General features: G+C 67.9%; 25 protein-coding genes and 1 tRNA gene. 11 read left to right on the top strand and 15 right to left on the bottom strand.

Annotated elements, in window-relative coordinates:
* Positions 1 to 14 precede the first annotated feature (14 nt).
* Both ACSVDM_RS05745 and ACSVDM_RS05750 read right to left on the bottom strand, forming a co-directional pair.
* Positions 15 to 539: a DinB family protein gene (locus ACSVDM_RS05745; RefSeq protein ID WP_439263379.1), complete on the bottom strand. Its 525-nt coding sequence runs from the start codon at positions 537 to 539 to the stop codon at positions 15 to 17.
* A gap of 71 nt (positions 540 to 610) precedes the next feature.
* Positions 611 to 1,651, bottom strand: coding sequence for a phosphotransferase family protein (locus ACSVDM_RS05750; protein ID WP_439263381.1), 1,041 nt, complete (start codon positions 1,649 to 1,651; stop codon positions 611 to 613).
* Positions 1,652 to 1,690: 39 nt separating this feature from the next.
* Between ACSVDM_RS05750 and pabB the strand changes: the two genes are divergently transcribed.
* Positions 1,691 to 3,742, top strand: coding sequence for an aminodeoxychorismate synthase component I (gene pabB, locus ACSVDM_RS05755; protein ID WP_439263383.1), 2,052 nt, complete (start codon positions 1,691 to 1,693; stop codon positions 3,740 to 3,742).
* On the opposite strand, the gene ACSVDM_RS05760 is transcribed toward pabB, so the two are convergent.
* Together ACSVDM_RS05760 and ACSVDM_RS05765 are read right to left on the bottom strand one after the other, a co-directional pair.
* A complete protein-coding gene (locus tag ACSVDM_RS05760) occupies positions 3,739 to 4,224 on the bottom strand; it encodes a hypothetical protein (RefSeq protein WP_174550357.1) in 486 nt (161 codons plus the stop codon). The two genes, pabB and ACSVDM_RS05760, sit on opposite strands and share 4 nt — an antisense overlap.
* Before the next feature lie 54 nt (positions 4,225 to 4,278).
* Complete coding sequence (locus ACSVDM_RS05765) at positions 4,279 to 5,133, bottom strand: carbonic anhydrase (protein ID WP_439263385.1); 855 nt, start codon at positions 5,131 to 5,133, stop codon at positions 4,279 to 4,281.
* Positions 5,134 to 5,303: 170 nt separating this feature from the next.
* Here ACSVDM_RS05765 and ACSVDM_RS05770 point away from each other — a divergent pair, with 170 nt between their 5' ends.
* Positions 5,304 to 6,980 (top strand): TerD family protein, encoded by a 1,677-nt coding sequence (locus ACSVDM_RS05770; RefSeq protein WP_439263387.1) that lies wholly within the window; start codon positions 5,304 to 5,306, stop codon positions 6,978 to 6,980.
* Here ACSVDM_RS05770 and ACSVDM_RS05775 read toward each other — a convergent pair.
* Positions 6,977 to 7,270 carry a hypothetical protein gene (locus tag ACSVDM_RS05775; protein WP_067487178.1) on the bottom strand — a complete coding sequence of 98 codons (294 nt, stop codon included), beginning with the start codon at positions 7,268 to 7,270 and terminating at the stop codon, positions 6,977 to 6,979. The two genes, ACSVDM_RS05770 and ACSVDM_RS05775, sit on opposite strands and share 4 nt — an antisense overlap.
* A 203-nt stretch (positions 7,271 to 7,473) precedes the next feature.
* Here ACSVDM_RS05775 and ACSVDM_RS05780 point away from each other — a divergent pair, with 203 nt between their 5' ends.
* The gene (locus tag ACSVDM_RS05780; RefSeq protein WP_067487175.1) at positions 7,474 to 7,764 is read left to right on the top strand and encodes a hypothetical protein; all 291 of its coding nucleotides are present in this window, start codon (positions 7,474 to 7,476) and stop codon (positions 7,762 to 7,764) included.
* A 164-nt stretch (positions 7,765 to 7,928) separates the two neighbouring features.
* On the opposite strand, the gene ACSVDM_RS05785 is transcribed toward ACSVDM_RS05780, so the two are convergent.
* Together ACSVDM_RS05785 and ACSVDM_RS05790 are read right to left on the bottom strand one after the other, a co-directional pair.
* Positions 7,929 to 8,417: an FBP domain-containing protein gene (locus tag ACSVDM_RS05785; RefSeq protein ID WP_067487172.1), complete on the bottom strand. Its 489-nt coding sequence runs from the start codon at positions 8,415 to 8,417 to the stop codon at positions 7,929 to 7,931.
* A gap of 133 nt (positions 8,418 to 8,550) precedes the next feature.
* Positions 8,551 to 9,651, bottom strand: a complete 1,101-nt coding sequence (locus tag ACSVDM_RS05790; protein ID WP_439263390.1) for an alkene reductase — start codon at positions 9,649 to 9,651, stop codon at positions 8,551 to 8,553.
* A 65-nt stretch (positions 9,652 to 9,716) separates the two neighbouring features.
* On the opposite strand from ACSVDM_RS05790, the gene ACSVDM_RS05795 reads away from it, so the two are divergent.
* Positions 9,717 to 10,094: a MerR family transcriptional regulator gene (locus ACSVDM_RS05795; protein WP_357151716.1), complete on the top strand. Its 378-nt coding sequence runs from the start codon at positions 9,717 to 9,719 to the stop codon at positions 10,092 to 10,094.
* Between the two features lie 6 nt (positions 10,095 to 10,100).
* Here the strand turns inward: ACSVDM_RS05795 and ACSVDM_RS05800 are convergent, their stop codons facing one another.
* Entirely contained in the window at positions 10,101 to 11,327 is a 1,227-nt protein-coding gene (locus ACSVDM_RS05800; protein ID WP_439263392.1) for a vWA domain-containing protein, read from the bottom strand.
* A 208-nt stretch (positions 11,328 to 11,535) separates the two neighbouring features.
* Between ACSVDM_RS05800 and ACSVDM_RS05805 the strand changes: the two genes are divergently transcribed.
* A complete protein-coding gene (locus tag ACSVDM_RS05805) occupies positions 11,536 to 11,694 on the top strand; it encodes an ATP-grasp domain-containing protein (protein ID WP_439263749.1) in 159 nt (52 codons plus the stop codon).
* Positions 11,681 to 12,157, top strand: a complete 477-nt coding sequence (locus tag ACSVDM_RS05810; RefSeq protein ID WP_439263394.1) for a hypothetical protein — start codon at positions 11,681 to 11,683, stop codon at positions 12,155 to 12,157. Before ACSVDM_RS05805 ends, ACSVDM_RS05810 begins: the two co-directional genes overlap by 14 nt.
* Here the strand turns inward: ACSVDM_RS05810 and ACSVDM_RS05815 are convergent.
* From ACSVDM_RS05815 to ACSVDM_RS05825, 3 genes are all read right to left on the bottom strand, one after another.
* Positions 12,143 to 12,769, bottom strand: a complete 627-nt coding sequence (locus tag ACSVDM_RS05815) for a GNAT family N-acetyltransferase (protein ID WP_439263396.1) — start codon at positions 12,767 to 12,769, stop codon at positions 12,143 to 12,145. The two genes, ACSVDM_RS05810 and ACSVDM_RS05815, sit on opposite strands and share 15 nt — an antisense overlap.
* Positions 12,770 to 13,054: 285 nt before the next feature.
* Positions 13,055 to 13,128, bottom strand: a tRNA-Ile gene (locus ACSVDM_RS05820).
* Positions 13,129 to 13,407: 279 nt separating this feature from the next.
* Positions 13,408 to 14,412, bottom strand: coding sequence for a zinc-binding dehydrogenase (locus tag ACSVDM_RS05825; RefSeq protein ID WP_439263398.1), 1,005 nt, complete (start codon positions 14,410 to 14,412; stop codon positions 13,408 to 13,410).
* Positions 14,413 to 15,011: 599 nt separating this feature from the next.
* On the opposite strand from ACSVDM_RS05825, the gene ACSVDM_RS05830 reads away from it, so the two are divergent.
* Positions 15,012 to 15,518 (top strand): hypothetical protein, encoded by a 507-nt coding sequence (locus tag ACSVDM_RS05830; protein WP_439263400.1) that lies wholly within the window; start codon positions 15,012 to 15,014, stop codon positions 15,516 to 15,518.
* Between the two features lie 3 nt (positions 15,519 to 15,521).
* Here the strand turns inward: ACSVDM_RS05830 and ACSVDM_RS05835 are convergent, their stop codons facing one another.
* Genes ACSVDM_RS05835 through ACSVDM_RS05845 form a run of 3 tightly spaced genes read right to left on the bottom strand, consistent with a single transcriptional unit; the run spans position 15,522 to position 19,320 of the window.
* Positions 15,522 to 17,288: an SDR family oxidoreductase gene (locus ACSVDM_RS05835; RefSeq protein WP_439263402.1), complete on the bottom strand. Its 1,767-nt coding sequence runs from the start codon at positions 17,286 to 17,288 to the stop codon at positions 15,522 to 15,524.
* A 41-nt stretch (positions 17,289 to 17,329) separates the two neighbouring features.
* The gene (locus ACSVDM_RS05840) at positions 17,330 to 18,424 is read right to left on the bottom strand and encodes a PDR/VanB family oxidoreductase (protein WP_439263404.1); all 1,095 of its coding nucleotides are present in this window, start codon (positions 18,422 to 18,424) and stop codon (positions 17,330 to 17,332) included.
* On the bottom strand, positions 18,421 to 19,320 hold the full coding sequence (locus tag ACSVDM_RS05845; RefSeq protein WP_067642257.1) for a metal-dependent hydrolase: 900 nt from the start codon (positions 19,318 to 19,320) through the stop codon (positions 18,421 to 18,423). Before ACSVDM_RS05845 ends, ACSVDM_RS05840 begins: the two co-directional genes overlap by 4 nt.
* 521 nt (positions 19,321 to 19,841) lie before the next feature.
* On the opposite strand from ACSVDM_RS05845, the gene ACSVDM_RS05850 reads away from it, so the two are divergent.
* The 4 genes from ACSVDM_RS05850 to ACSVDM_RS05865 are packed head-to-tail and all read left to right on the top strand — an operon-like array spanning position 19,842 to position 22,557.
* Entirely contained in the window at positions 19,842 to 20,180 is a 339-nt protein-coding gene (locus tag ACSVDM_RS05850) for a plasmid stabilization protein (protein ID WP_067642258.1), read from the top strand.
* 16 nt (positions 20,181 to 20,196) lie between these two features.
* Complete coding sequence (locus ACSVDM_RS05855; protein ID WP_067642259.1) at positions 20,197 to 21,156, top strand: TIGR03557 family F420-dependent LLM class oxidoreductase; 960 nt, start codon at positions 20,197 to 20,199, stop codon at positions 21,154 to 21,156.
* Between the two features lie 7 nt (positions 21,157 to 21,163).
* Positions 21,164 to 21,943 (top strand): DUF72 domain-containing protein, encoded by a 780-nt coding sequence (locus tag ACSVDM_RS05860; RefSeq protein WP_439263407.1) that lies wholly within the window; start codon positions 21,164 to 21,166, stop codon positions 21,941 to 21,943.
* Positions 21,940 to 22,557, top strand: a complete 618-nt coding sequence (locus ACSVDM_RS05865) for a UdgX family uracil-DNA binding protein (RefSeq protein WP_439263408.1) — start codon at positions 21,940 to 21,942, stop codon at positions 22,555 to 22,557. Before ACSVDM_RS05860 ends, ACSVDM_RS05865 begins: the two co-directional genes overlap by 4 nt.
* Here the strand turns inward: ACSVDM_RS05865 and ACSVDM_RS05870 are convergent, their stop codons facing one another.
* Positions 22,558 to 24,591, bottom strand: a complete 2,034-nt coding sequence (locus ACSVDM_RS05870; RefSeq protein WP_439263410.1) for a CocE/NonD family hydrolase — start codon at positions 24,589 to 24,591, stop codon at positions 22,558 to 22,560.
* Positions 24,592 to 24,613: the final 22 nt, after the last annotated feature.

A 24,613-nucleotide genomic window follows, 5' to 3' on the forward strand; every position in this document is an offset into this window, starting at 1 on the left:
TGGTGAAGATTTCTCTATCCGCGCACGTCGTGGACGTGGTGCTCGAGGTCGTGCAGGAAGTATCGGCCCAGTGAGGCCACGGTGAACAGCGATCCGTCGCTGCGGGCACCGCGCCAGTCGAGCCGATCCGAGGGCGCGGCGGCGAAGGCGGCGGCCACCTGCTCGGCAGCGGCGGACAGCTCTTGCATGACCACCGCCGGGTCCTGCTCGTTGTAGCGGTCGGCGACGGCGGTGGCGTCCTGATCCCAGTTCGCGAATCGCGGCGCCGTCGCGCCGTCACCGCCCAGCATCAGCGCGAGCCGGGTGTCGAAGATCCGGCAGACATCGCGCACGTGGGCGGCATATTCGAGGACCGACCACGTCTGCGCGTCGGGCCGCACGCGCGCGTCGTCGCGGTCCAGCGCCGAGGCGATGTGGGCGGCAGCTGCGCGCGCCCGGTCGGGCACCTGCTCGAACGCGATCGACGCGGCGTCGTATCCGCATTCGGCGCAGGGCTTTTCGAGGACCCAGGTCCAGTCCTTGGTATCAGGCACGATCATGTCGCCAAGGCTATGGCGTCGCAATCTTGACGTCCATTGATATTCAGCCAATGATCGTCGAGATCCGGGCATCAGTCGATGAGCTTGCGCGCCTTCTCGAACAGTTCGAGGGTCACCGCGTGCAGGAAGTCGCCCACCTGTTTGGGCGCCTTGCCCGCGAAGGCCCTGGCGTGGGTGCCTTCGAGCACGATGCCGAGCTTGAAGCAGGCCAGCACCTCGTACCAGGTGACGGCACGCAGGTCGCGGTCGGAGAATTCGGCGTAGTGCCGGATCATCTCCTCGGGTGTCGGCAGGCCGCCGACGGTGCCGAGGGTGCCCATCAGCCCGGCGCCGACGGTGCCGGGTTCGGGGCGGGTGGCCAGCTGCCAGCCGAGGTCGAGCAGCGGGTCGCCGATGGTCGACATCTCCCAGTCGACCATGGCCGCCACCTCGGGGCCGTCGTAGTCGAACATCATGTTGGCCAGGTGGCAGTCGCCGTGCATGATGCCCGGCGACGGATCGGCTGGACGGTTGCGGTCGAGCCAGTCACCGACGCGCTCCACGTCGGGGATCTGCGGGCCCGGGTAGCCCTCGTTGGCGGCGTAGGTGTCGAGTTCGCGCAGCCAGCGCGGCACCTGACGTTCGAGGAAGCCCTCGGGGCGGCCGTAGTCGGCCAGGCCGAGCGCCAGGTAGTCGACCGTGCCGAGGCGCGCGATGGCCTCGATCGCCGACAGCCCCATCCGCCTGCGGATCTCCGGGTCGTTCGCATGCAGGTCGGGCAGTTCGGTCTGCGGATTGAAGCCGCGGATGGGTTCCATCAGGTAGAAGACCGCGCCGAGGACCGAGGGGTCGGTGCAGGCGGCGATCACCCGCGGTGCGCGGATCTCGGTGCCGTCCAGCGCGGTGAGCAGGCGGGCTTCGCGGGCGATCACCTCGTTGCTCTTGGCCCGCAGGTGTTCGGGCCCACGACGCAGGACGTATTCGCGGCCGCCCCGGGTGAAGCGGATCATGATGTTCTGGGTGCCGCCGCCGATCGGGCTGACCTCCCCGATCGTGTCGCCGGGTAAGCCCTGCTCGTCCATCCAACGTCCGAGCGCCACGAGATCCGGTTGCGAAACAGCCATGGCGCACATTCTGCCCCGAACCGCGTCCGGCGTAGGGTTTTGGCCACGATGCGCACGCTGTTGATCGATAACTACGACTCGTTCACCTACAACCTCTACCAGCTCATCAGTGAGGTCAACGGGAGCGAGCCCGTCGTCGTGCGCAACGACGAGGTGGGCAGCGTGGGCGAACTCGGCCTCGACCGATTCGACAATGTCGTGATCTCGCCGGGACCGGGACGTCCCGACCGGGCCAGGGACATGGGGATTTCGACGGCGGTGCTCGAACAGGCCGAGCTGCCGCTACTCGGGGTATGCCTCGGACATCAGGGCATCGTGATCGGGGCCGGTGGACAGGTCGGTCGCGCACCCGAGGCACGCCACGGCTACCTCGATCGGGTCGCCCACGACGACAAGGACCTGTTCGCCGGGTTGCCGCAGGACTTCACGGTGGTGCGCTACCACTCGCTGGCGGCGTTGCGACCGCTGCCCGACGTGCTCGAGGTGACGGCGACGACGGGCGACGGCGTGGTGATGGGTGTGCGGCACCGCGAGCGCCCGCAATGGGGTGTGCAGTTCCATCCGGAGTCGGTGTCGAGCGAGTTCGGGGCCGCGCTGTTGCGCAATTTCGCCGATCTCACCAAGGCACGGACCTCGGTGGCCGCGCCGGTCGTCGTGCGTGGCCCCGAACTACCGTCGGATCCGCCGACGAGACGGTTCGTGCTGCGGCACAAGGTGATCGAACGGGCGATCGATACCGAGGCGATCTTCCTGCGCTGCTACCGCGACTCGGCGACCGCGTTCTGGCTCGACAGCGAACACGTCGAACCGGGTCTGGACCGGTTCTCCTTCCTCGGCGACGCGGCGGGACCGCACGCCGAGATCGTCGGGTACCGGGTCGGCGACGGCGCCGTCACGGTGACGGATGGCGCTGGCACCCGGACCGTCGCGGGCACCGTACTCGACTACCTGGACCGCGAACTGCGTGCCAGGCACTGCGAAACACCGTCGCTGCCTTTCGATTTCGCGGGCGGTTATGTCGGCTATCTCGGTTACGAGGTGAAGGCCGACTGTGGGGCGCGGGCGGCGCATCGCTCCCCCACCCCGGACGCGCAGTGGATCTTCGCCGACCGGTTGGTCGTGGTCGACCATGTGGCGGGCCGCACCCATCTGCTCGCTCTCACCGATCCGGGTAGCGACGCGGCGGGTGCGGATTGGCTCGGTGCCACCGAATCCGCCCTCGCCGACCTGCCGACCTGGAAGAACCCCGTCGACCTGCGCGTGCGCGCCGATCCCGACGCCGTCCAGGCGCATCTCGTGCGTGGCCGCGACCGCTACCTGGCCGATATCGCGGTATGCCAGGAGCGCTTACACGCGGGTGAGTCCTACGAGATCTGCCTGACCGATGCGGTCGCGGTCGCGGCGGGCGAGGACGACGGCCTGGCCTTCTACCGCCGCCTGCGCCGCTGCAATCCCGCGCCCTACGCCGCCTACCTGCGGTTCGACGGGCTCGAGGTGGCGTGCTCGTCGCCGGAACGGTTCCTCAAGGTCGACCGGGACCGGGTGGTGGAGAGCAAGCCGATCAAGGGCACCGCACCGCGTGGCCGGACACCCGCCGAGGACGCCCGGTTGCGTGACGCGCTGGCCGCCGACCCGAAGACGCGCGCCGAGAACCTGATGATCGTCGACCTGTTGCGCAACGATCTCGGGCGCGTGTGCGAGGTCGGTTCGGTGCACGTGCCCGCGCTCATGGTCACCGAAACCTATTCCACCCTGCACCAATTGGTGTCGACAGTCCGCGGCACCCTGCGTCCGGGGGCGGGTGTGGTCGACTGCGTGCGCGCGTGTTTCCCGGGTGGGTCGATGACCGGGGCGCCGAAACTGCGCACCATGGAAATCCTCGACGAGCTGGAAACCCGGGCGCGCGGGATCTATTCGGGCACCATCGGCTTCCTCGGGCTCGGCGGGACCGCCGACCTCAATATCGTCATCCGCACGGCCGTGCGCCACGACGACGAGTGGACCATCGGCGCCGGCGGGGCGATCGTGCTCGATTCCGACGCCGAGGACGAGTACGCCGAGATGGTCCTCAAGGCCGCGGCGACCTTCCGCGCACTCTAGCGACGTCGGCGCTTCTCCGGTTCCGGTGGTGGTTCCTCGCCACCGCGCCCGGTGAAGCGGCCGATCAGACCCACGCCCGGCAGTTTCGCCAGGGCACCGAACAGGTCCTCACCCAGCGAGATCATCGCCTCGAGGCGGGGCAGCAACCGGTCGTAGGTGGCGAACACCGGGTCGGCGAGGGCGAGCGTGCGGTCGAGGCGGTCGATGGTGCTGTTGAGCCGGTCGACCGCGATCGACAGGTTCTCCACCAGATCCGGCAGCTGTGCGGCGAGTTGCGCCGAGGCCGGTGGCAGCCGCACCGCCGCGTCGAAGGCGTATCCCGCCGTCTGCTGCGCCGCGTCGATGGCCTGCCCCGCCGCCGACTGTGCCGCGCCGACCGCCGCCTGCGCCGCCGACAGCAGCTCGGCGCCCGGCACCCTGCGCGCCTGCGGCGGCACCGGTGGTGGTTGCGGCGTGCGCCCCCGCTTCTTCGGGTTCGTCATGCCTCCACTGTGCCCCACGGCGGCCTCGTGCGCAGGGAGGAGCCGCCGTGTCCGTCAGTTCGGTCCGGCCAGCACGACCGGTCGGCCGAATCGCGGTTGCACCGGGCGGTTGGTGTGCGGGAACAGCGCGCGATAGTGCTCCACGTCGGCGATCGCGACCGGCGCGGGTTCGCGCAGCACGATCCAGCGCACCCCTTCGGTACACGGCGGCGTGGTCAGCGATCCCTCGTACCGGAACTGGGCGAACCCGGTCGGCAGATACGCGCGCGGATCGATGCTCGTCACCGTCCTGGTGGCACCCACCCGATCCGGTGCCGCCGCGAGTACCGCCCCCAGCGGCACCGAGTCCGGCTGCGCGCGCAACAGCACGGCCAGTACCGCGAGCCTGCCCGCCCGGTCCGCGTGCACGAAGTGCAGCTCCATCGCCGCTTCCGCCCCGTCGACGGTGTGCTCGCTCGGCAGATGGAAGTGGAACTGGGTCAACTCGAACGCGCTCCCGTCGACGACGACGCGGTTACCCGAGCCGGGCGCCACGTTCGCCTGGATCGTGTGCCCGTTGTTCACCACCTCCACCGAGGACATCGGCCGGTACTCGATGTCGATGTGCTCGTCGGGATGCAGTTCCGTATGGGCGGGCAGATCGATCGGCGACTGCGCGTGCCCGCTGCGGCAGGTCACGAACCGGCTGTCCAGATCGGCCCAGTGGTCGGGCCCTTCCGCGTCGTAATCCCAGTGCACGTCGCTGTGCGCCGCCTGCCCCGACCCTCCACAACCCGCTACCGCGAGCAGAGCGAGCGCGGCCAGCGCTCCCCGTCGGGTGAGTAGGTGACCATTCGACATACCGACCAGCTCCTCGTCAGCTCGGCCGTCGGCACCGAACGCGGCGGCCCGAAAATGTCCGCTTTGCACCGAATATCCCTATATCACAACGGATTTCGGCAGCGAGCGGACCTCAACGCTAAACCTCTGAGAAGGGCGAAAACCAGGCCCGGTCCTGCGAGATGGCTCACACCCACCGGGATGGCCTGGGCGGCGCTCCGGCAAACCGTGTCGGACCTCCGTGGCATCATGCGAGGACCATGGAACTACGCAAGGGCGCGAATTCGCCGGTACCGACATCGCTTCTCGCCGTGGTTGTTTCATGGCGGGGCGCGCAGGCTGTCGACGCCCACGCACTCCTGGTCACCGAATCCGGGCTGGTCCGCACCGACCGCGATTTCGTCTTCTTCAACGCCCCTCGCCACGCCTCGCAGGCGGTCACCCTCGACCAGGAACCCGAACCGGGTACGGCTCGGCTGAGCATCTCCCTGCCCCGCACCGAGGCCGACATCGCCCGCATCGTCGTCACGGCATCAGTGGACGACACCACCTTCGACCGCCTCGACGACCTCACCCTCACCGTCCACGCCGCCGACGGTCCGATCGCCCGCTTCGCTGTCGACAGCATCGAGGACGTGCAGGCGATGATGTTCGGGGAGTTCTACCGGCGCGACGGTGGCTGGCGTTTCCGTGCGATCGGCCAGGGCTGGGCAGGCGGGCTGCGGGGGCTGGCCGTCGAATTCGGTGTCACGGTCGACGAACCGGCCGCCGTGGGCAGGGCCGACGAACCACGCACCGGCCGGACCGGTGCCGAGCCGTCCGGCGCGCCCGCCCTGACCCGCCGTGTCATCGATACCCCGCCGCCACCACCGGCGGACCCCGACCTGGCCGACTGGCATCCCGACCCGGACGCGCCCGACCGCCTGCGCTGGTGGGACGGCGACGAATGGACATCGAGCGTTCGCCCATTCCTCCCGCCGACCCGAGGCCACTGCGCACGCTGCGGTAATACTCTGCGCCGCAAGCTTTTCGGCGGTCATGCTCCGTGCAAGGCGTGTGCGGCCGAGATCGACGAGTTCCTCACCCACTGGCGCAACCGCGCCGTGCGGGTCCTCACCGGCCCCGGCGCCCGATCACCGGAGTGGACGCAGGTGTGGGCGTCACTGCGGTTCCAGCGCATCGACGAGGAACAGGGCAGAGCGTTTCTGCGCGAGGACGGCCTCACCCAGGTGGAGCGGATGGTCGCGTTCGCGTTCGCCGACGGTGAGGTGTTCGCCGATGAACTCGACGCGTTCGAGCACGTCGTCGGTGAGCTCGACCTGGGCGGCCCCATCGTCGACGATCTGCGCAGGCGAATGCACCGGGGCCGCACGCTGTCACGACTGCGCGCAGGCGAGCTGCCCGCCGTCGACACCCGCGGCCTGCACCTGGACCCGGACGAACGCGTCCACCTCGACCTGCCCGCTGTACACATCCGGATGCTGGCGCGCGGTCCACGCCACTCCGAGGGCAGGCTGATCGGCAGTTCCAAGAAGCTGCGCTTCGTCGGCGACGGCACCGGTGTGGAACTGCCCTGGTCCCGGGTGGTTTCGGTGCATCCCGAACACGGCACCGTCGTGGTGGCCGCGACCTCCGCACGCGGCGGCGCGACCTTCGGTGTGGCCGACCCGGACTATGTGGCGGCCGCGCTCGAAGGTGCGCTGCGCGTGGCTAAGCGCCTGGTCCTCACACCCGGCCAGCGCGACAGCCGCAGCATTCCCCAGGACGTGAAAGCCCTGGTGTGGCAGCGCGACGGTGGCGCGTGCGTGGAGTGCGGCGACCGGCACTACCTGGAGTTCGACCACATCATCCCGCTCAGCCGGGGCGGCGCGACGAGCGCGTCGAACCTGCAGATCCTGTGCCGGGCCTGCAACCGGGCCAAGGGCGCGCGGATCTAGCTGCCCAGAACCGCGTTCATGATGGTGCCACCGCTGGTGGCGACCACACCGCCGATCATGGCGCCCGCGATCATCTTGGGCGACTCCATGGAGCTGCCGTTCCACTTCTCCCAGGCAAACTTTCCGCCCGCGACGGTGATGGCCAGAATGCCCGACAGAATCATGAACCAGGTGAGGTACTGGACCATCTGCATGATCTTGTCCGAGAGCGGCGGCGCCTCCGGCGTAGGGTTGCCGACCTGCGCAAACGTCGTGACGGTGTCGGCCATCGACGTCAGAATGATGCTCATAGCCTGCTCCCCTTTTCCGCGTATAGCGAACTACGTTCCAGCGCTGCCGTATTCGGACGAGTCCAGGATACGGCCGCGAACCCCCAGCGCACCAACAAAACCGATCGGTTCTGTCGAGGGGGTGGCTGCGACGCCGCGCCGGACGGGATACCATCGGCCACAGCAGTTCATCGCCGTTCCCCCGAGTTACCGAGTGAGCAAACATGATTCTGGCCGCTGTCGCCGATACCTTGGTCTTCACCGATACCTTGGCCCAGATCGGCAATCCGACACCCGAGGCGCCGCCGCTGTCGGAGAAGCTCTTGCAGATGGTGCGTTACTTCACGTGGTTCGTGCTGCTGTCGGGCATCATCGCCATCACCTACGCGGGTGGCAAGTTCGCGTGGGAGAAGTGGACCGGCGGTGCGATGCAGTCGCCGCGGATGGTCGCGGGCGCGATGATCGGCGGTGTGGTCGCCACCAGCGGCGGCACCATCATGAACGCCATGATCTGATTCCTGTCCGCTCGGGCCGGTCCGGATGAACCGGGCCGCCTCGACCGGCAAGGACTCCCGACCCGGGTTCTGTTGTGGTTCAACAGGACCCGGGTCGCTTCAGCTGGGCTCTACTGTGTCGGCACATGGCAGCAACTTCCTTTCTGTCAGCCGGGGCGGGTTCGCTAGGTGTAGAGCTTGTCGACGAACGCGTAGAGGTTCTCCACCACGCGCTCGGCCTTCTGCTCCACGGTCAGATCCTCGCGGTATCGGCTGCCCATCGAGGGCTTCTTCTTGTTGCGGGCGTACAGCGAGCACGCGAGATCGGTGCACATGTAGCTGCCGATCGTGTTCCCGCGCCGCCCCGATTCCCCGGCCTTGTTCGCCGTCATCAGCGAGACCCCGCCGCCGGTGTGGCTGGTGAGGCACAGCGCACACATCTGCGTCTTGCCCGAACCACCCGTTTCGTGGCGCAGCGCGATGCTCACCAGCTTGCCGTCACGCGGCACGGCGATGTAGCAGCGCCCCGCGTAGGACGGGTCGGTCCAGCCGAGGAAGTCGAGATCTTCCCACGGACGTTCGGCCAGGTCACGGGGAACATTGAGACGTTTGGCGTCGCCTTTCGAACAGTTGACGAACGACGCTCTGATCTCGCGTTCAGTGATGGGTTCCATCGCATTCCTCTCGGTAGTCGAACACAAAACGTAGCCACGCTAACGAGTTGCCCACCCGCTGACAACCGAGTTTCTCCAGCTCACACGGCCTCCATTCCTCGGCGGCGATTCGGCCGCCGAGGCATCCGGCCGGTCACGCCACGGATTCGAGGGCCGGGTAGTCGGTGTAGCCGGTCGCATCGCCACCGTAGAAGTAGTCCGCACGGAACTGGTTGATCGGCGCGCCGTCGCGCAACCTGGCGACGAGGTCGGGATTGGCCAGGAACGACCGGCCGAGTGAGACCAGGTCGGCGCCCGCGGCGAGTAGTTCCTCGGCCGCGGACCTGCCACCGTCGGCGGGCAACGGCGAACCCCAGCCGAGCACCGGGTTGGCGATCAGCACGCCGTCCCAGCCCGCCCGGATCCGCTCGAACACCGGGGTTCCCGGGTCGGCGAATACCACGTGCAGGTAGGCCAGACCGCGACCGCCGAGTGCGGCGACCAGCGCTGAGTACAGCTCCTCGGTGTCGGATTCGACGATGTCGTTGGCGCCGACACCGGGCGCGATGCGCACCCCGACTCGCTCCGGTCCGATCGCCGCCGCCACGGCCTCGACCACCTCCACGGTGAACCGGATGCGGTTGTCGACGGTGCCGCCGTATTCGTCGGTGCGCTGGTTGGTGTTGTCGGACAGGAACTGGTGCAGCAGCATGCCGTTGGCGCTGTGCACCTCCACGCCGTCGAACCCGGCCGCGATCGCATTGCGGGCCGCCTGTGCGAAATCCTGAACGGTGCCGTGGATGTCGTCGATGCTCAGCTCCCGGGGAATCACCGCGTCCTGCGAGCCTGCCGCGGTCCGGATCGGCGTCGACAGCCGCACCGGTGAAGGGGCGACCGGGGTGGCACCGCTGTTGTCCGGATGCCCGACGCGACCACCGTGCTGCACCTGCAGGAAGGTCCGCCCACCCGCCGCGTGGATCGCCTCGGTGATCCCGCGCCAGCCGGTGATGTGGGCATCGGTGTAGATGCCGGGGATGCCCGCGAAGGTGATGCCCACCCGGTTGGGGCTGGCCGCCTCGGCGATGATCAGACCGGCGTCGGCGCGCTGGGCGTAGTAGGTCGCCATCAGTTCGGTCGGGCTACCGTCCTCGGCGGCCCGGTTGCGCGTCATCGGCGCCATCACGAGCCGGTTGGGGAGTTGGAGAGCACCGACAACGGCCGCATCGAAAAGGCTGGGTACCGCGTTCTTCGTCATGCGGATACGGTAAAACCTGACATTGGTGTGAGATTCAAGTCGATGCGTGAAAGGCCTGGTGGCGCATGCGAATCGGGGAGCTCGCGGCGCGGACCGGCGTCAGCGAACGGTCACTTCGCTACTACGAGGAACAGGGTTTGCTTGCCTCTGCCCGAACCCCGGGCGGCCACCGTGACTACCCCGATCTCGCCGTGGACCGGGTGATCCACATCCAGGAGCTGTACGCGGCCGGACTGTCCAGCAAGAAGATCGGCCAGATCCTGTGCTGCATCCGCGATGCCGATGGCCGGGCCAACGAGAACGCCACGCCTGAACTCATCGATGAACTCTGCACCGAGCGAGCCCGGATCGACCGCACGATCGCCGATCTGATCCGCTCGAGGGATGTCCTCGACGACGTCATCGCGCGAGCCTCGGAAGACATTCCCGTCGCCGCGGAATAGGCACCGCTACCGGACGATTCCGGCCGCTCGGGCGGCGCGCAGCCAGTCGGGGAACTCGCTGAGCAGGCGTCGGTAGAGCTCGGCGTCGTCGAGCTGGTCGATGTCGGGGACGGCGAAGAAGCCCGCGTTGTCGACCACCCGGCCGTCGAGTTCGTCCAGGGTGCGCAGCACACCGAAGTTGGCGGGGCCGAGTCCGATGAACTGCCAGAACGCGGGCAGGTGGGCGGCCTCGCGCATGAGCGCGGCGATCTCACGTTTCTTGGCGAAGCCGCCGTCGGTGAAGAACAGGACGAGCGTGGGCCGGGTGCTGCCGTGCAGGGTGTCGATCACCGCGCGCATGATCGGCAGTTCGTCGTTGCGCCCGCCGAGGCTGCCGTAGTCGATACCGTCGTGGGTGCCGTTCAGGTGCAGATAGGTCTGCGTCCAGCGCTCGGCGTCGGCCACGGTGATGTCCGGGAGTTTCGCGTAGGACAGGGCGTAGAGGTAGGCCTCGAGAGTGCCGTCGTCGTCGAGCTGGGTGGCGACCGGGATCATCCGCTCCACCACCCGGTGCACGGTTCCGGCGCGGTACATCTTCTGCATGCTGCCGGTCTTGTCGATCACCAGCACGACCCGCGCCCGCGTTCCGAACGCGCTCTTGTCGATGAGGATCTTGGCGACTTCCTGCTTACGCATATCCAGCTTCTGCCGCTTCTCGAACGACAGCGCGTGCTCGCCGGGCACCGTCCTCGGTGCGGCGACGACTTCCGGTTCGTCGTCGACACTCACCCCGTGATCGGTGACCAGATCGGCGAATCCGCCGGCATACCCCTGCCCGACCGCGCGCACCTTCCACTGCTCACCCCGGCGATACAGCTCGAGCGCGATCACCACGGTCTCTCGATCCAAGCCCTCGATCAGGTACTCGCACACGGTGTTTCCCGCGGCATCGGCCACGACCGCGACCGGCGCCGGTCCACTCCCGAAGGTCTGCCCGTCGGCGGTGATCACCGCCCGGATCTGCGCGATCTCACCCGGCACCTGGTCCGGCGTGACGTGGAGCGCCGCCCCGTCCAAACGGACCCCTTGTGCCCGGGGTTGATTGAAGAACACGAAGTCGGCATCCGTTCGAACCTTGCCCACCTCGGTGACCAGCAGCGCCGACAGATCCGCCGCCACACCACCACGCACCGACAGCACCACCTCCCCCGCCGCCAGCCCCAGGTTCTGCCCCTTCACCAGCACAGCAGCCATCGCACGCCCCTCATCTCGCACCCGATGCCCCACACCCTAGGCCAAACCCGTCAACCACGGACGAGGTCAGCGAGCGCACGTAGGATGAGCAGACGAGGTCAGCAAGCGCACGTAGGATGAGCATTCGACCTCGAGATCGGGAGGCGCAGGATGGATTTCACCGTCGCATACCTGCAATACGCCGATTCCGGACCGATGCGCCTACGCCATCGACTTCGGCGTGCTCGCGAACGGGGACACCGCACTTGTCGAAGTCAACGACGGCTATGCCCTCGGCGCCTACCGGATCGCGGCGGATCACTACACCGAACTGGTGATGGCGCGGTGGCGAGAGCTGCTGGGGGCGGTGAAGCATGACCCCGAATGACCGCTTTCTGCGGCTAGGGGCCGCTCACCGGCGACAGGTTCATCTGTCGCTGTGTGCCGATGTCCTCCCGACGTGGACCGATTATGTTCGGGGAAACCCTGCCGCGCTTCGCTATCGCGACTCGGTGGTCGGGATGCGCCACCACGTAGACGTCGAGCTTCCGATCGATGCCCTCGAGGCGGCTCGGGCCGGTGTGGACCCCACGAATATCGGCGGCCGCTATCTCGAGCCCATTGCCGCGCTGCAAGACGACGACCTGACCTTCCCCGATCCGGTCGAGTTCGCTTATTACGCCATCTACAACTGCTTCCGCAAGTACGTCTCGGGTGAGGACATCGCGGACTGGCTGATCGTCAATCAGGCGTTGGCGGTGCATGATCCCGGTGAGGCGGCGCAACGTCTGACGCGGGCCATCGACGGCGTCGATCCCGTCACGGGCGAGGGTGTGTCATCCGGCGGGTGACACAGACGGCTCATCTGTTGCTACCTGTCGGTGCTCGTACCAGATCGACGGGACAAGCGATCCGTTCGGCAACCGTTGTGCTCGCCGGTCCTTTTCCGTCGCGCCGATCTTGTCGCAGATTCGCCGCACCGCGAGATTCGACTCGGAGGTACCGATCTCGACGGTAGCGAAGCCGGCGTCGTGGATCGCCTCGACCAGCGCCGCGACCGCTTCGCTCGCGTAGCCCGCGCGCCGGTGTCGTGGTCCGATCCACCAGCCGAGGGTTCGCGACGACGGGTCTGTGGCACCCGGATGCACCGTCGCGCCACCGACGAGGGCCCCGTCCGACCGCGCCTCGAAGACGAGCAGCCCGGGTACCGGGTAACCCGACCGGACAGCCTTCACCATTGTCCGAGCCTCGCGGTCGGTCCACCCGTTCCCGGCGAGCATCTCCGCATCGATCGCGGCGGCGAGCGCAACCGCGTCCTGCCGTACCGGTCGGCGCACCAGCAGCCGCTCGGACTCGACCTCCCGCAGCCCGTGGTAGCGCCCCCTGACTTCCTTGTCGACGAGCCCGCTGACCCGCCACGCCCACAGCCCGCCCGCGACAAGCAGGACGCCCACCACGAGCACCGCCCATAGGGTGATAGCGAATCGCTTTGCAGCGGCACCGGATTCGATCGTCACCACGATCCCGACGAACACCGCCGGCGCTCCGACTACGACGATCCAACTCGCCAGCCCGAGGGCGACGGAATGCCAGGGCGCTTGCTGAACGGCCGCTCTGACATACGCGACTCGCCACCGGGAAGACATGCGCGAACGATATTCGATGAGGTCCGACCGTGCAGATCCCAGCCGGCACAGGTCGGCACAATAGGTGTTCCAGGCACATAACCGCTGGTGAAGGGCTGAATGTGGGGCGGGTGGGGCTCGAACCCACGACCAGCGGATTATGAGTCCGCGGCTCTAACCGACTGAGCTACCGCCCCTGACCGCGGTCTCCGCGGGCGAGTCGCATGGTACCCGGTGGGTTGCGAGATTGACCACTCGTGCGGGGGTGGCGGACCGGTCCGGTCAGGACCGGTTCGCCTTCTCCCGTTCGGTGCGTGCGCGGTCCATCCGGTCGCGCTGCTTGACACTTCCCCCTGGGCTGCTGGCGAGTTTGATGACTCCGATTACCAACAACAAGACCGCGACTGTCACCCCGGCGACAATTATTCCCTGCACATATTGAACTTAACGTGTATTCCGTTGTGCTGCAGGGTAAGTTACACTGTCGCGCCGATCGTCAATACGGTACGCCCGAGGGCGGAACGGTCCTCGATCACGGCGTGTGCCCGGCGCACCTCCTCGAGCGGAAATGCCTGGCCAACCACCACTTCCAGCTCACCGGCGGCCACCGCCGACTGTGCGCGGCGGGCGATGGACTGCCAGTCGATTTCGCCGCCGACGATGTCGAACAGGCCGCGAATCGTGACGTGACGCACACTCGCAGCCGCTGTGTCGCCGTTGGCGAAGTCGCCTGCGGCCGAGCCGTATCCGAGGAACAAGCCGCCGTCGGCGGTCGCGGTCAGCGCGTGACCACCGATGTCACCGCCGACACCGTCGAAGACCACCGCCGCTCCCCCGCCGGTGATCTCGCGAACCCGCTCCGCCCAGCCGTCGGACGAATAGTCGACAACAGCGGTGGCGCCCAGTCGCTGTGCGAGAGCCAGCTTTTCGGTTCCACGGGCGGCCGCGACAACCTTCGCACCAGCCGCGGCGGACAACTGGGTGAGCAGTGTGCCGAGGCCCCCGGCCGCCGCGGTGATGAGCACCCACGAATCCGGTTGCACCCCCGCATGATCGAAGACTGCCAGCGAGGTGCGGCCATCGTGGGCCAGCGCGACAGCCTGCACGGTGCTGAGCCCGTCGACGATCTCCACCAGCGTGACCGCCCGTGCGAGCGCCTGCTCGGCGTACCCGCCGATGGGCAGGCCGCCGCCGATGCCGCTGGCCGCCGTCTGAGTGACGACGCGCTTGCCGACCCACGCGGGATCGACCTCCGCGCCGACCGCACGCACCACACCGCCGATCGCGCCGCCGGGGATGTACGGCAGGCTCAACGGAAAGAAGTCCTGTCCCCAGCCCGCCCGCAGCCGGGTATCGAGGAACATCACGTCGGCCACGTCGACATCGATGAGCACCTCACCCGGACCGGGCTGCGGCGCGGACAACTCGCGCACCTCGAGCACGTCGACTCCGCCGAATTCCTTGACCTGCACTGCACGCATCGTGACTCCTTGTGATGTTCACCGGGACACCACAAGCTTCGAACCTGAAGCGGAGTTCAGGTCAAGGTGCTGAGACCGCCGTCACATATGGCACTGTCGACCCGCCCCGGACGACAGCCGGCGCTCGACCCCGCGGACGCCTGCGCACCACCCGCCACTAACTTCCGCCGCCACAACTACTACTGCTCCCACCGCCACAACTGCTGCTACTACCGCCCCCGCAGCTACTACTGCTTCCGCCACTGCAGCTACTGCTACTTCCCCCACTGCATCCGCTGCTACTGCCACCGCCGCAGCCACTACCCCCGGAACCCACATCCCCAGGCCAGCCGGCCGAACACCCCGACCCACTGTTCGTCCACGTCTGACCAGGCGTCCCATCGAAGAACCCCGTCGCACCGGCCGCACCGGCGACCCAGCGCGGGTCATGGGGGTCGATCCGGGGCGGGCTCAGCTTCCGCACGAGCACGACCACCGTCGTCACCACCAGCCCGATGCCGGCGGCGAGGAAGAGCAGGACGATCAGGACGGTCATACGTGCAGGCTAACCCGCCGGAATGTTCCCGGCAGCCCTACGCCCAGGGGCCTTACAGTGAAGCATGGCCATCACGATCCCCGGACTTCGTCGGCGACCGGTCGATCTGGCGACGGTCGATCGCACCGTCGCCGACCTCGACTTCCCCGACGCGATCTTCAAGACCTGCCCTTGGCAGCCGCGCGATCTGGTGGACATCGGTCTGCGCCAATGGTTGCGGTGTTGCGGTGCCGCGCTGCGCGACGATCAGGTGATCGGTATGCCCTCGCACGCGGTCGACGAGGCCTGGCACGGTTTCATCCTGTGCACCCAGCTCTACGCCCGGTTCTGCGATCGGGCCTACGGCCGGTTCCTGCACCACTTCCCCGACGGCGTCGCCGCGGACACACCGACCGACGCGGGACCGATGCTCGAACAGCTCGGGCGAACGGTGGTCGCGTGGTCGATGGTCGCGGCACCGGGCGAGCCGTGCGTGCTGTGGGACCTGGACCGGCAGGTCGGTGTGGAGAACCCGTGGGGTGTGGACGCCCGGCACGTTGCCGCCGTGGAGCGGCAACTGCACCGGGCGTGAGCCCTACCTGACCAGTTTCATCCGGCGCGCCGCGAATCGCACCGCGCCGGGGGCGATCCGGTTCACCCGGTACTGCAGCCACGATTCCGGGGTCACCGGCACGATGTCGCGGCGCTCGCGCACGGCACGCACGATCTGGTCGGCCACCTTGTCCGGGGTGTAGCCGCGCCGTTCGTAGAGCTTGTCGAACTTGCGCTGGGTGGCGGCTTCCACCTCGGCCGAGACACCCGAAATGCGTGTGGTGGCAACGATATTGGTGTGCACGATGCCGGGGCAGACGGTGGACACGGAGATCCCGCGATCGGCCAGTTCCGCGCGCAGGCAGTCGGAGAACATGAACACCGCCGACTTGCTCGTCGCGTACGCGCTCATATCGCGTTGCGGGCTGTAGGCGGCCATGCTCGACAGGTTCACGATGTGCCCGCCGAGTCCGCGTTCGGCCATGGCCGATCCGAAGGCGCGGCAGCCGTTCACCACGCCGCCGAGATTGATCCGCAGTACCCGGTCGAACTCCTCGGCGGGGGTGTCGAGGAATCCGCCCGCCTGTCCGACACCGGCGTTGTTGATCAGAACGTCGGGCACACCGTGCGCCGCGATCACCGTGTCGGCATGCGCCCGCACGGCGTCTTCATCGGACACGTCGAGCGGATAGGCATGCGCGACACCGCCTTCGGCGCCGACCAGTTCGGCGGTACGTTTCGCGGCGAGCTCGTCGATGTCGGAGAGCACCAGCTCGGCGCCGAGCCGGGCGAAGGCGAGCGCGGTCTCGCGACCGATGCCACTGCCCGCACCGGTGACGACCACGAGGTGATCGTCGAATTCCCTCCGCGTGCGGCCGACTTCGGCCCGCGCCAGCCCGCGCGAGATACCGGCACCGGAGAGCGCATCGACGAGTTCGGTGGTGGCGGTGGCCAGCAATTCTGGATGGGAGAACGGCACCCAATGCCCGGCGGGTACGTCGCGCCGCCACAGCCGGTCGGTCCACTTGTGTGAGTCGTCGTAACCGGCCGGGCGCAGGGCGACATCGCGGCCCGCGACGATGAGCTGGACCGGCACGGTGGTGCGACGCTCGCGCGGGGCGAGCAGGCGCTGCACGATATTGGCGCGGTAGATGAGCAGCCCGTCGACCATGTCGCGACGGAAGGTCGGACCGAGCTTCACATTCGCGGCAGGCGTGTCGTTCATGAGGGAAACCGCACGCTGCCAGAACTTTTCGGTACCGATGGCGTTGAACGTCGCGCGCGGCAGGCCCGGCGTCATGAAGAAGAACGTGTAGGCCGAGGACGCCAGCTGAGTCAGTGGCTGCCACACATTGCGCGGTGTGGGCCTCGACAGCCGGTTGCGTATCCAGGCCGCGATGTGGTCGAGGTTGGGGCCCGACACCGAGGTGAACGAGGCGACCCGCTCGGCGGCCTGCGGTTCGCACACCGCCTCCCAGAGCTGGATCGAACCCCAGTCGTGCGCGAGCACGTGCACGGGACGGTCGGGGCTCACCGCGTCGATCACCGCGTAGAAGTCACCGGCGAGTTCGTCGAGCCGGAAATCGGCGGTGCGCTGTGTGCGCGTGGAGGCGCCGTGGCCTCGCGTGTCGTAGGCGACCACGTGGAAGCGGTCGGCGAGCAGCGGGATCACCCGCTCCCACAGGTGATGGGTGTCGGGCCAGCCGTGCACGAGCACCACCGTCTCGCCGGCGGGATCACCGTATTCGAACACCGCGATATCGAAGGCGCCATTGCGCACGACGCGCTCGTTGGCCGGGTCGATCGTCATACTTTCGGACTCCTCGTGTGGGGTAGGTCGCGCAACCGGGCTCACAGGTCGAGCACCAAACGCTCACCGCGGGAACGGGATACGCAGGCGAGCATGTCGCCTGCGGCGTGGTCGGTCTCGGAGAGCACGCTCTCACGATGGTCGGGTTCGCCGCCGCGCACGCGGACCACGCAGGTGCGGCAGAAGCCCTGCCTGCACGAGTACGGCTGGTCGGGGCGGACGGTCAGGATGGTGTCGAGCACCGTTCGATCGGCGGGGACGGTGAGGACTTCGCCGGTGGAGGCCAGTTCGATCTCGAACGGTTCGCCGTCGACGATCGGCGGCGGCGAGAACCGTTCGTAATGCAGTTCCACCTGCGGCATCGCGCGCACCGCGCCGACGACGGCCGAGGTCATCGGGGTGGGACCGCACGCGTAGATCGCGGTGCCGGGTCCGACGCCGGGCAGCAGATCGGCGGCACCGGGCAGGCCGTGTTCGTCATCGGTGCGCACGATCACGTGCGGGCCGAAGGCCTCGAGCTCGTCGAGGAACGGGATCGTCGCCCGGCTGCGCCCGCTGTAGACCATGGTCCACTCCACGCCGAGACGGTGGGCGAGCCTGGCCATCGGCAGGATCGGGGTGATGCCGATACCGCCGGCGACGAAATGCAGACGTTGTGCGGGCGAACCGTGCCCGGGCACCACAAAGGGGAAGGCGTTGCGTGGTCCACGCACCATCAGCGTGCTGCCCACCGGCAGTTCGTCGTGTACCTCCACCGAGCCGCCCCCGCCGTCGGGAATGCGGCGCACCGCGATCCGGTAGGCGTGCGCGTCGGCGGGATCACCGCACAGCGAGTACTGCCGTAACCGGCCCGAGGGCAGCTCGAGATCCAGATGGGCACCGGGACGCCAGCGCGGCAGCACGCGGCCCTCGGGCAACTCGAGGCGCAGACTCACCACATCCTGGTCGTGCGCCTCGATCCGGCGTTCGGTGACGACCACGGGCAGCCGGTGGTCGGCGACGCGCGAGCGCGGATCGCGACGGTTCACCAGCGCGCTCCACCGCAGCCGGAAGGTGGCGATCGTGTCGATCACCCGCATTCCCGGGTCGTGCCGATGCTTGCCGTACAGGTCGCCGGGGATGTCGCGGACGGTCATGACGCCGCCGCGCGTGCGCCGGGCGAGGCGGCGAGGTAGGCCAGCGCCTGGGCGGTCGACCCGACATTTTCCGGGTTGTACCCCGGCTGGAAGGTCGACAGCGCGCTCACCAGCAGCGACGGCACACCGGGGATCGCGCCACGCCACATCGCGCCGAACACACCGGCGAGCAGCCTCGGATACCCGTGGTCGGGCAGCTGCGGATCCTGATGCACGAGGAACCGCGTGCCGCGCAGGAGCAGCGCGAGGAAGATGGGGAAGACCAGCGTCATCGTCGCGCCGCGGCGCAGGTAGCCGACACCGAAGTACTCGGCGACATCATGGGCGACGCTGCGGTGCTCGACCTCCTCGGCGCCGTGCCAGCGGAACAGATCGGCCATGCGCGGGTCGGCGCCGAACTTCTCCAGGTCGGCATTGAGCACCCAGTTGCCGAGCCAGGCGAAGAAGTGCTCGAGACAGGCGATGAACGCCAGCCGTTCCACCAGCATCTGCTTGCCCGCGCGACCCTCGCCGCGCTTGCCGAGCGTCACCCGGAACAGGTATTCCATCTGCCGCTCGTACGGCGCGGTGTCGACGCCGTTGGCGGCGAGCATGTCGACGAGCACCTTGGCGTGGGTTTCCGCGTGCATGGATTCCTGGCCGATGAAGCCGAGCATGTCCTCGCGCAGCTTCTCGTCCTCGACGTAGGCCAGCGCCTCGCGGTAGGTGGCGATGAACATGCGCTCCCCCTCGGGCAGCAGCATGTTCAGGGCGCAGATCAGGTGTCCCGCAACAGGTTCGGCGGGCATCCACTGCAGGGGAACGCCGGACCAGTCGAAGGTGACATTGCGCGCGTGCAGCGCGACCGCTCCCGGATCGATGTCCGGTCGGGTGGCGCTCCAGCGAAGTAACTTCATCGGTACTCCTCGATCACCGCACGATCGTTGTGCGCCCGGGGCGCGACGGTGCGCCTCGCGGGTTGGTTCTGATCGTACAACTATCTCGTACTCCACGTAACACCAAAATCCTTCATTCATGTATCGACACGAGATGGAAATCGATCGCTGAGTTATTGCTAACGGCTATCTGGGTATCCTCGATATATGCGGATAGGAGCCCAGCCACCAGGGTTTTTTGGTAGCCGAGCTGCACAAATGCCGCGACCACTACCCGGTAGCTATCCGGATGCAGGAGGGAGGAGGTGAGCCACGATGCTGTTCGACTGGTTTATTGCGAACCTTAGGGCGCTGATGGATTTCTTCTTCTGACCCCGATCACTGAGACGTGGCGCCCGCTTCCAGACGGGCGCCACACCTATGCGCATTCCGCCGCCGGTGGCCTTGATATATCGCGGCTGTCCGAGTCCGAGCGTGGTTTCCTCCGCCAGCTACCGGGTAGGCGCAAACCAGAACGCCCACCACCCAGGAGGTGCAGACTCATGCCGCAGCAAGCGTGGAGCGACAAACGCGAACGTCAGTACAAGGACATCAAGAAATCCGAGCGTGAGCGGGGCCGCAGCGAGGACCGCGCGGAGGAGATCGCCGCCCGCACCGTGAACAAGACCCGCGCCCAGCACGGCGAGACCAAGTCGGGTGGGTCGTCGTCCGGCGGGAAATCCGGCGGCAAGTCCAGTGGCACCTCCCGTCGCGGCGGCCAGCAGGCCAAGGGCAGCGGCAAGACGCGCGACGAACTGTACGAAGAGGCCCGCCGCCGCAATATCGACGGCCGCTCCAAGATGAACAAGCAGGAACTGGCCAACGCCCTCGGACGCCACTGACCCGGAGAGGTTCGCCATGCAGATCGGATTCAAATTGGCGGCCGAGGCCTTCGACCCGAACGAACTGGTCCGCCAGGCCGTTCGGGCCGAGTCCGTCGGCTTCGATTTCGTCGAGATCAGCGACCATTTCCATCCGTGGCTGGACAATCAGGGCCATTCACCCTTCGCCTGGTCGGTGCTCGGCGCGATCGCCGCGCGCACCGACAGCCTCGAGCTCGCGACCGGCGTGACCTGCCCGATCATCCGCTACCACCCCGCGATCATCGCCCAGGCCGCCGCCACCACGGCGCTGCTCTCCGACGGCCGCTTCACCCTCGGGATCGGGTCCGGTGAGCGGCTCAACGAGCACGTGGTCGGCCAGGAATTCCCGCCGGTGCTCGTTCGGCAGCGGATGTTGCGCGAGGCACTCGAGATCATCCGCCTGCTGTGGCGCGGCGGTTATCGCAATTACGACGGTCGATACCTGTCGCTGTCGGACGCACGGGTCTTCGACCTGCCGGACACACCGCCGAAGATCGCTGTCGCGGCGGGTGGTCCACGTGCGGCCGAGATCGCCGCCGAACTCGGCGACGGCCTGTTCGCCACCGAACCCGACCCCGATCTGGTGCGCACCTACCGGGACTCCGGCGGCATGGGCCCACGCTATGTAGAGGTGGGTGTCGCCTTCGATCCCGACGAGCGCAAGGCTGCCGAGGCCGCGCTGTCGACGAATCGGTGGATGACCGGCGGCTGGAAAGTGATGAGCGAGTTGCCGAATCCGGTGAACTTCGCCGCCGCGTCGACCACCGTGCGAGTAGACGACATGCTCGAGGCGATGGTCTGCGGCAACGACCCCAAACGCTATGTCGAAGCTGTCCGCAAGGCCACCGACGCAGGCTTCGACCGGGTGGTGCTGATGAACGCCGGCCCGGATGTCGACGCGTTCCTCGATTTCTACAGCAGCGAACTCCAACCGCTGTTGCGCGCGGAGGGCTGAATCGGCGATGCCCCTGCGGATAGGTACCTCCGGCTGGCAATACCGTGATTGGCGCGGTGTGCTGTATCCGGAGGGGCTGCCGATGCGAAGCTGGCTCGAGCACTTCGCGCAGGCCTTCGCGACGGTGGAATCCAACAACGCCTTCTACCGGCTACCGAGCCGGGAAACCTTCGCCGCCTGGCGCGAGCGCACGCCCGCGGATTTCGTTGTCGCGGTGAAGGCCAGCCGGTTCCTCACCCACATCAAACGACTGCGGGAGCCGGAAGAACCGGTGCAGCGCCTGCTCGATCGTGCCGAGGGCCTCGGCGACCGGCTCGGCCCGATCCTATTGCAACTGCCACCCACGCTGCGCGCCGACGCGGGCCTGCTCGACGACTGTCTGCGCTGTTTTCCGTCCTCGGTGCGGGTGGCGGTGGAACCCAGACACGAGTCGTGGTGGACCGACGAGATCCGCGATGTCCTGTGTGCACGCGGAGCGGCGCTGTCCTGGGCGGATCGTGATTCCCGGCCGGTGACGCCACTGTGGCGTACCACCGACTGGGCGTATCTGCGCCTGCACGCCGGTCGCGCCAACCCACCGCCGCACTACGGCAGGCAGGCCTTGAACGGCTGGGTGCACCGCCTGCTGGACACTTTTCCGGCCGACGCCGACTGCTACGTCTACTTCAACAACGACCCCGGCGGGGCGGCCGTGCGCGACGCCGTCACCTTCGCCCAGCTGGCCGAGGGCGCGGGCGCCGAGGTGACCCGCGTGCCGGACCTGTCCACCCAGCGAGCCGCCTCATGACCACGACCAAATACCCCGGTGCGGCCGAGTACGTACCGAGCACTGACGACCTGGCCACCCTCGCGGCCGCCGCCGACGCCTGCCACGGTTGCGACCTGTATCGCGACGCCACCCAGACGGTGTTCGGCGAGGGCGCACCGCACGCGAGCACCGTCCTGATCGGTGAACAACCCGGCAACGAGGAAGACCTCGACGGCCACCCGTTCGTCGGACCGGCCGGACGACTGCTCGACCGCGCGCTCGACGACATCGGCGTCGACCGGAAAACGCTCTACCTCACGAACGCGGTGAAGCACTTCCGCTTCGAGCGGCGCGGCAAACGCCGCATCCACCAGCAACCCCGCCGCACGGAGATCGTCGCCTGCGCACCCTGGCTCACCCGCGAATTGGACCTCATCGCACCGGAACTCGTGATCTGCCTCGGCGCCATCGCCACGCAATCGGTGCTCGGCCCGAAGGCCAAGGTCACCGAATTGCGTGGCCGCACGGTCGAACTCGAGAATTTCCGGGTCGGCGCGACGGTGCACCCGTCCTCGGTGCTGCGGGCGACCGACCGCACCCAGGCCTACGCCGAGTTCGTCGACGACCTGACCCACCTGTTCGAGCGGGCCTGATCACCAGCCGGGATCGACATCCATCGGCACATTGATCCAGCTCGGCCGCGCCGGATCGAGCTCGAGGTGCTGGGTCCGCAGGCCGCTCTCGTTCAGCAACGGCCGCAGCGGGATCGCGCTGGGGAAGTTGCCCGCGAACACGTCGACACGCAAGCGGTGCCCCGGCAGCAGCACACCGTCGGTGGCGCGGATGCCGATCTCGATGGTCGTCGGCTCACCCGGCACCGTCGGCTGACGCGTGTCCAGCGTGAGGATGGGGTACGGGTCGGTGTAGTCGCCGTTGGGCGAACGGGTGGACTTCGCCTCGTCGATCGCCCGCAGCGACGCCATCAGCTGACCCTGCGACCAGACCGTCGAACGTCCGTCCGGCGCCACATCATTGACGGTGACGGTCCAGTACCCGTCGGTGGTGTCGAGCACCGTGTTCAGATGCGCGGCGATCGCCCCGGAGATCCGCGTCGGCTTGTCGACCGGCGCGGTGGTGAAGGTGAGCGCGGCACCCTCGCTGATCCGGGCGTCCTTGGCACACACGTCCGGCAGCGGAACGAGTCCGGCGGTGCCCTGTGCGGCATCGCGCGAACAGATCGTCGACAAACTCGGATCCACCGAAAGACGCTGCGCCCCACCGGGAGCGGCGACAAGACTACCGTCGTGACGCGCACCGGGCGCGGTCCCCGACGACGCGGCGTCCAGATACATCCGGCGGTACTCCATGCCGGGACGCGGGAACGCCACATCGGTGGTCCACTGCTCGCTGCCCTGCTGCCACAGCGTCACCGGGTCGTACCGGTCGATGCCGTTGTCGATGCCCTTGAGCCACTTGTCGAACCACGCGCGCTGCAATGCCTCGAGCGGCGCGGGCGCACCCGGCTGACCGAGTCCCGAGCTCACGGTCACGTGGTACACGTTGCCCATGATGAGCTTCTTCTGCTCGGCGGGCACATCGAGCGCGTTGTAGATGCGCGGGGTCGAGTAGGTGAAGATGTCGTGCCAGCCGCCGTAGAGGAACGCGGGCACCTGAACCTTCTCCGGCTGACCGACCCACGCGGTGCGCAGCGCCGAATCGTCGTCGAGGATCGCCGACATCTCCGGCGGGATCTGCTCGACGGTCGGGGTGGTCAGCGCGGCGATGAGCACGTTGAAGAAGGTGAACGGGTCGCGCACCCGGTCGGCCAGCCATACCCAGTCGAACTTGCCCGCGAGGATCGACACCATGTCGGGCAGCAATTTGGCGCCGTCGACCGCGAGCAACCAGGCCGGGATGAAGCCGACGCCGAGCGCGCCACCCGGGGCGGCGACATCGCGGATCAGGTCGCTACCGGGCACCACCGGGAAGATCGCCTTCAGCGCCTCGGGCTGACGCTGAGCGGTGTGCAGCTGGTTGATCCCCGAATAGGAGATGCCGCTCATCCCGATCTTGCCGTCGGACCAGCGCTGTTTCGCCGCCCAGTCCACCACCTCGACGCCGTCGAGCTGCTCGCGTTCACCGAACACCTGCCAGGTGCCCTGCGAGAACCCGGTGCCACGCACGTCGACGACCACCTGGGTGTATCCACCGCGGATCAGGTTGCGGTCGACACCGAAGGTGCGCGCGGCGCCGCCGGGCAGCGCCTTCATCATGTCGCTGAGGCTGCTGAATCCGAACGGCGAGAAGTCGAGGTTCTGCAGGACCGGCATCAGCAGATCCGACAGGCCGGGCACCGCGAGCGCCGAGTCCGCGATGTTGGACACCAGCTTGGTGTAGGGCGTCATATTGACGATCGTCGGCGTGGGTTCGGCGATGGGCTGACCGTCGGCACCGGCGGGGTGATAGACGTTGGCTTTCAATACCGTGCCGTCGCTCATCGTGATGGGGACATCCCACTCGATGAAAACGTTGGGGTACTGCTGGGGCCCGGTATGGGTTGCCACGAACTGGGCATCGAGCCCCTCGGCGGCCGGTGCGGCCGAGCCCATCGGCGCGGACGCCACCGCACCTGCCAATACGACGACCGACGCCATCAGCGCCGCCAGTCGCCCACGATATTTGCCCATACCTCGACGTCAGCCCTCCCGC

The organism is Nocardia sp. JW2 (genome assembly GCF_051843015.1).
Taxonomy (GTDB): Bacteria; Actinomycetota; Actinomycetes; order Mycobacteriales; family Mycobacteriaceae; genus Nocardia; species Nocardia coubleae.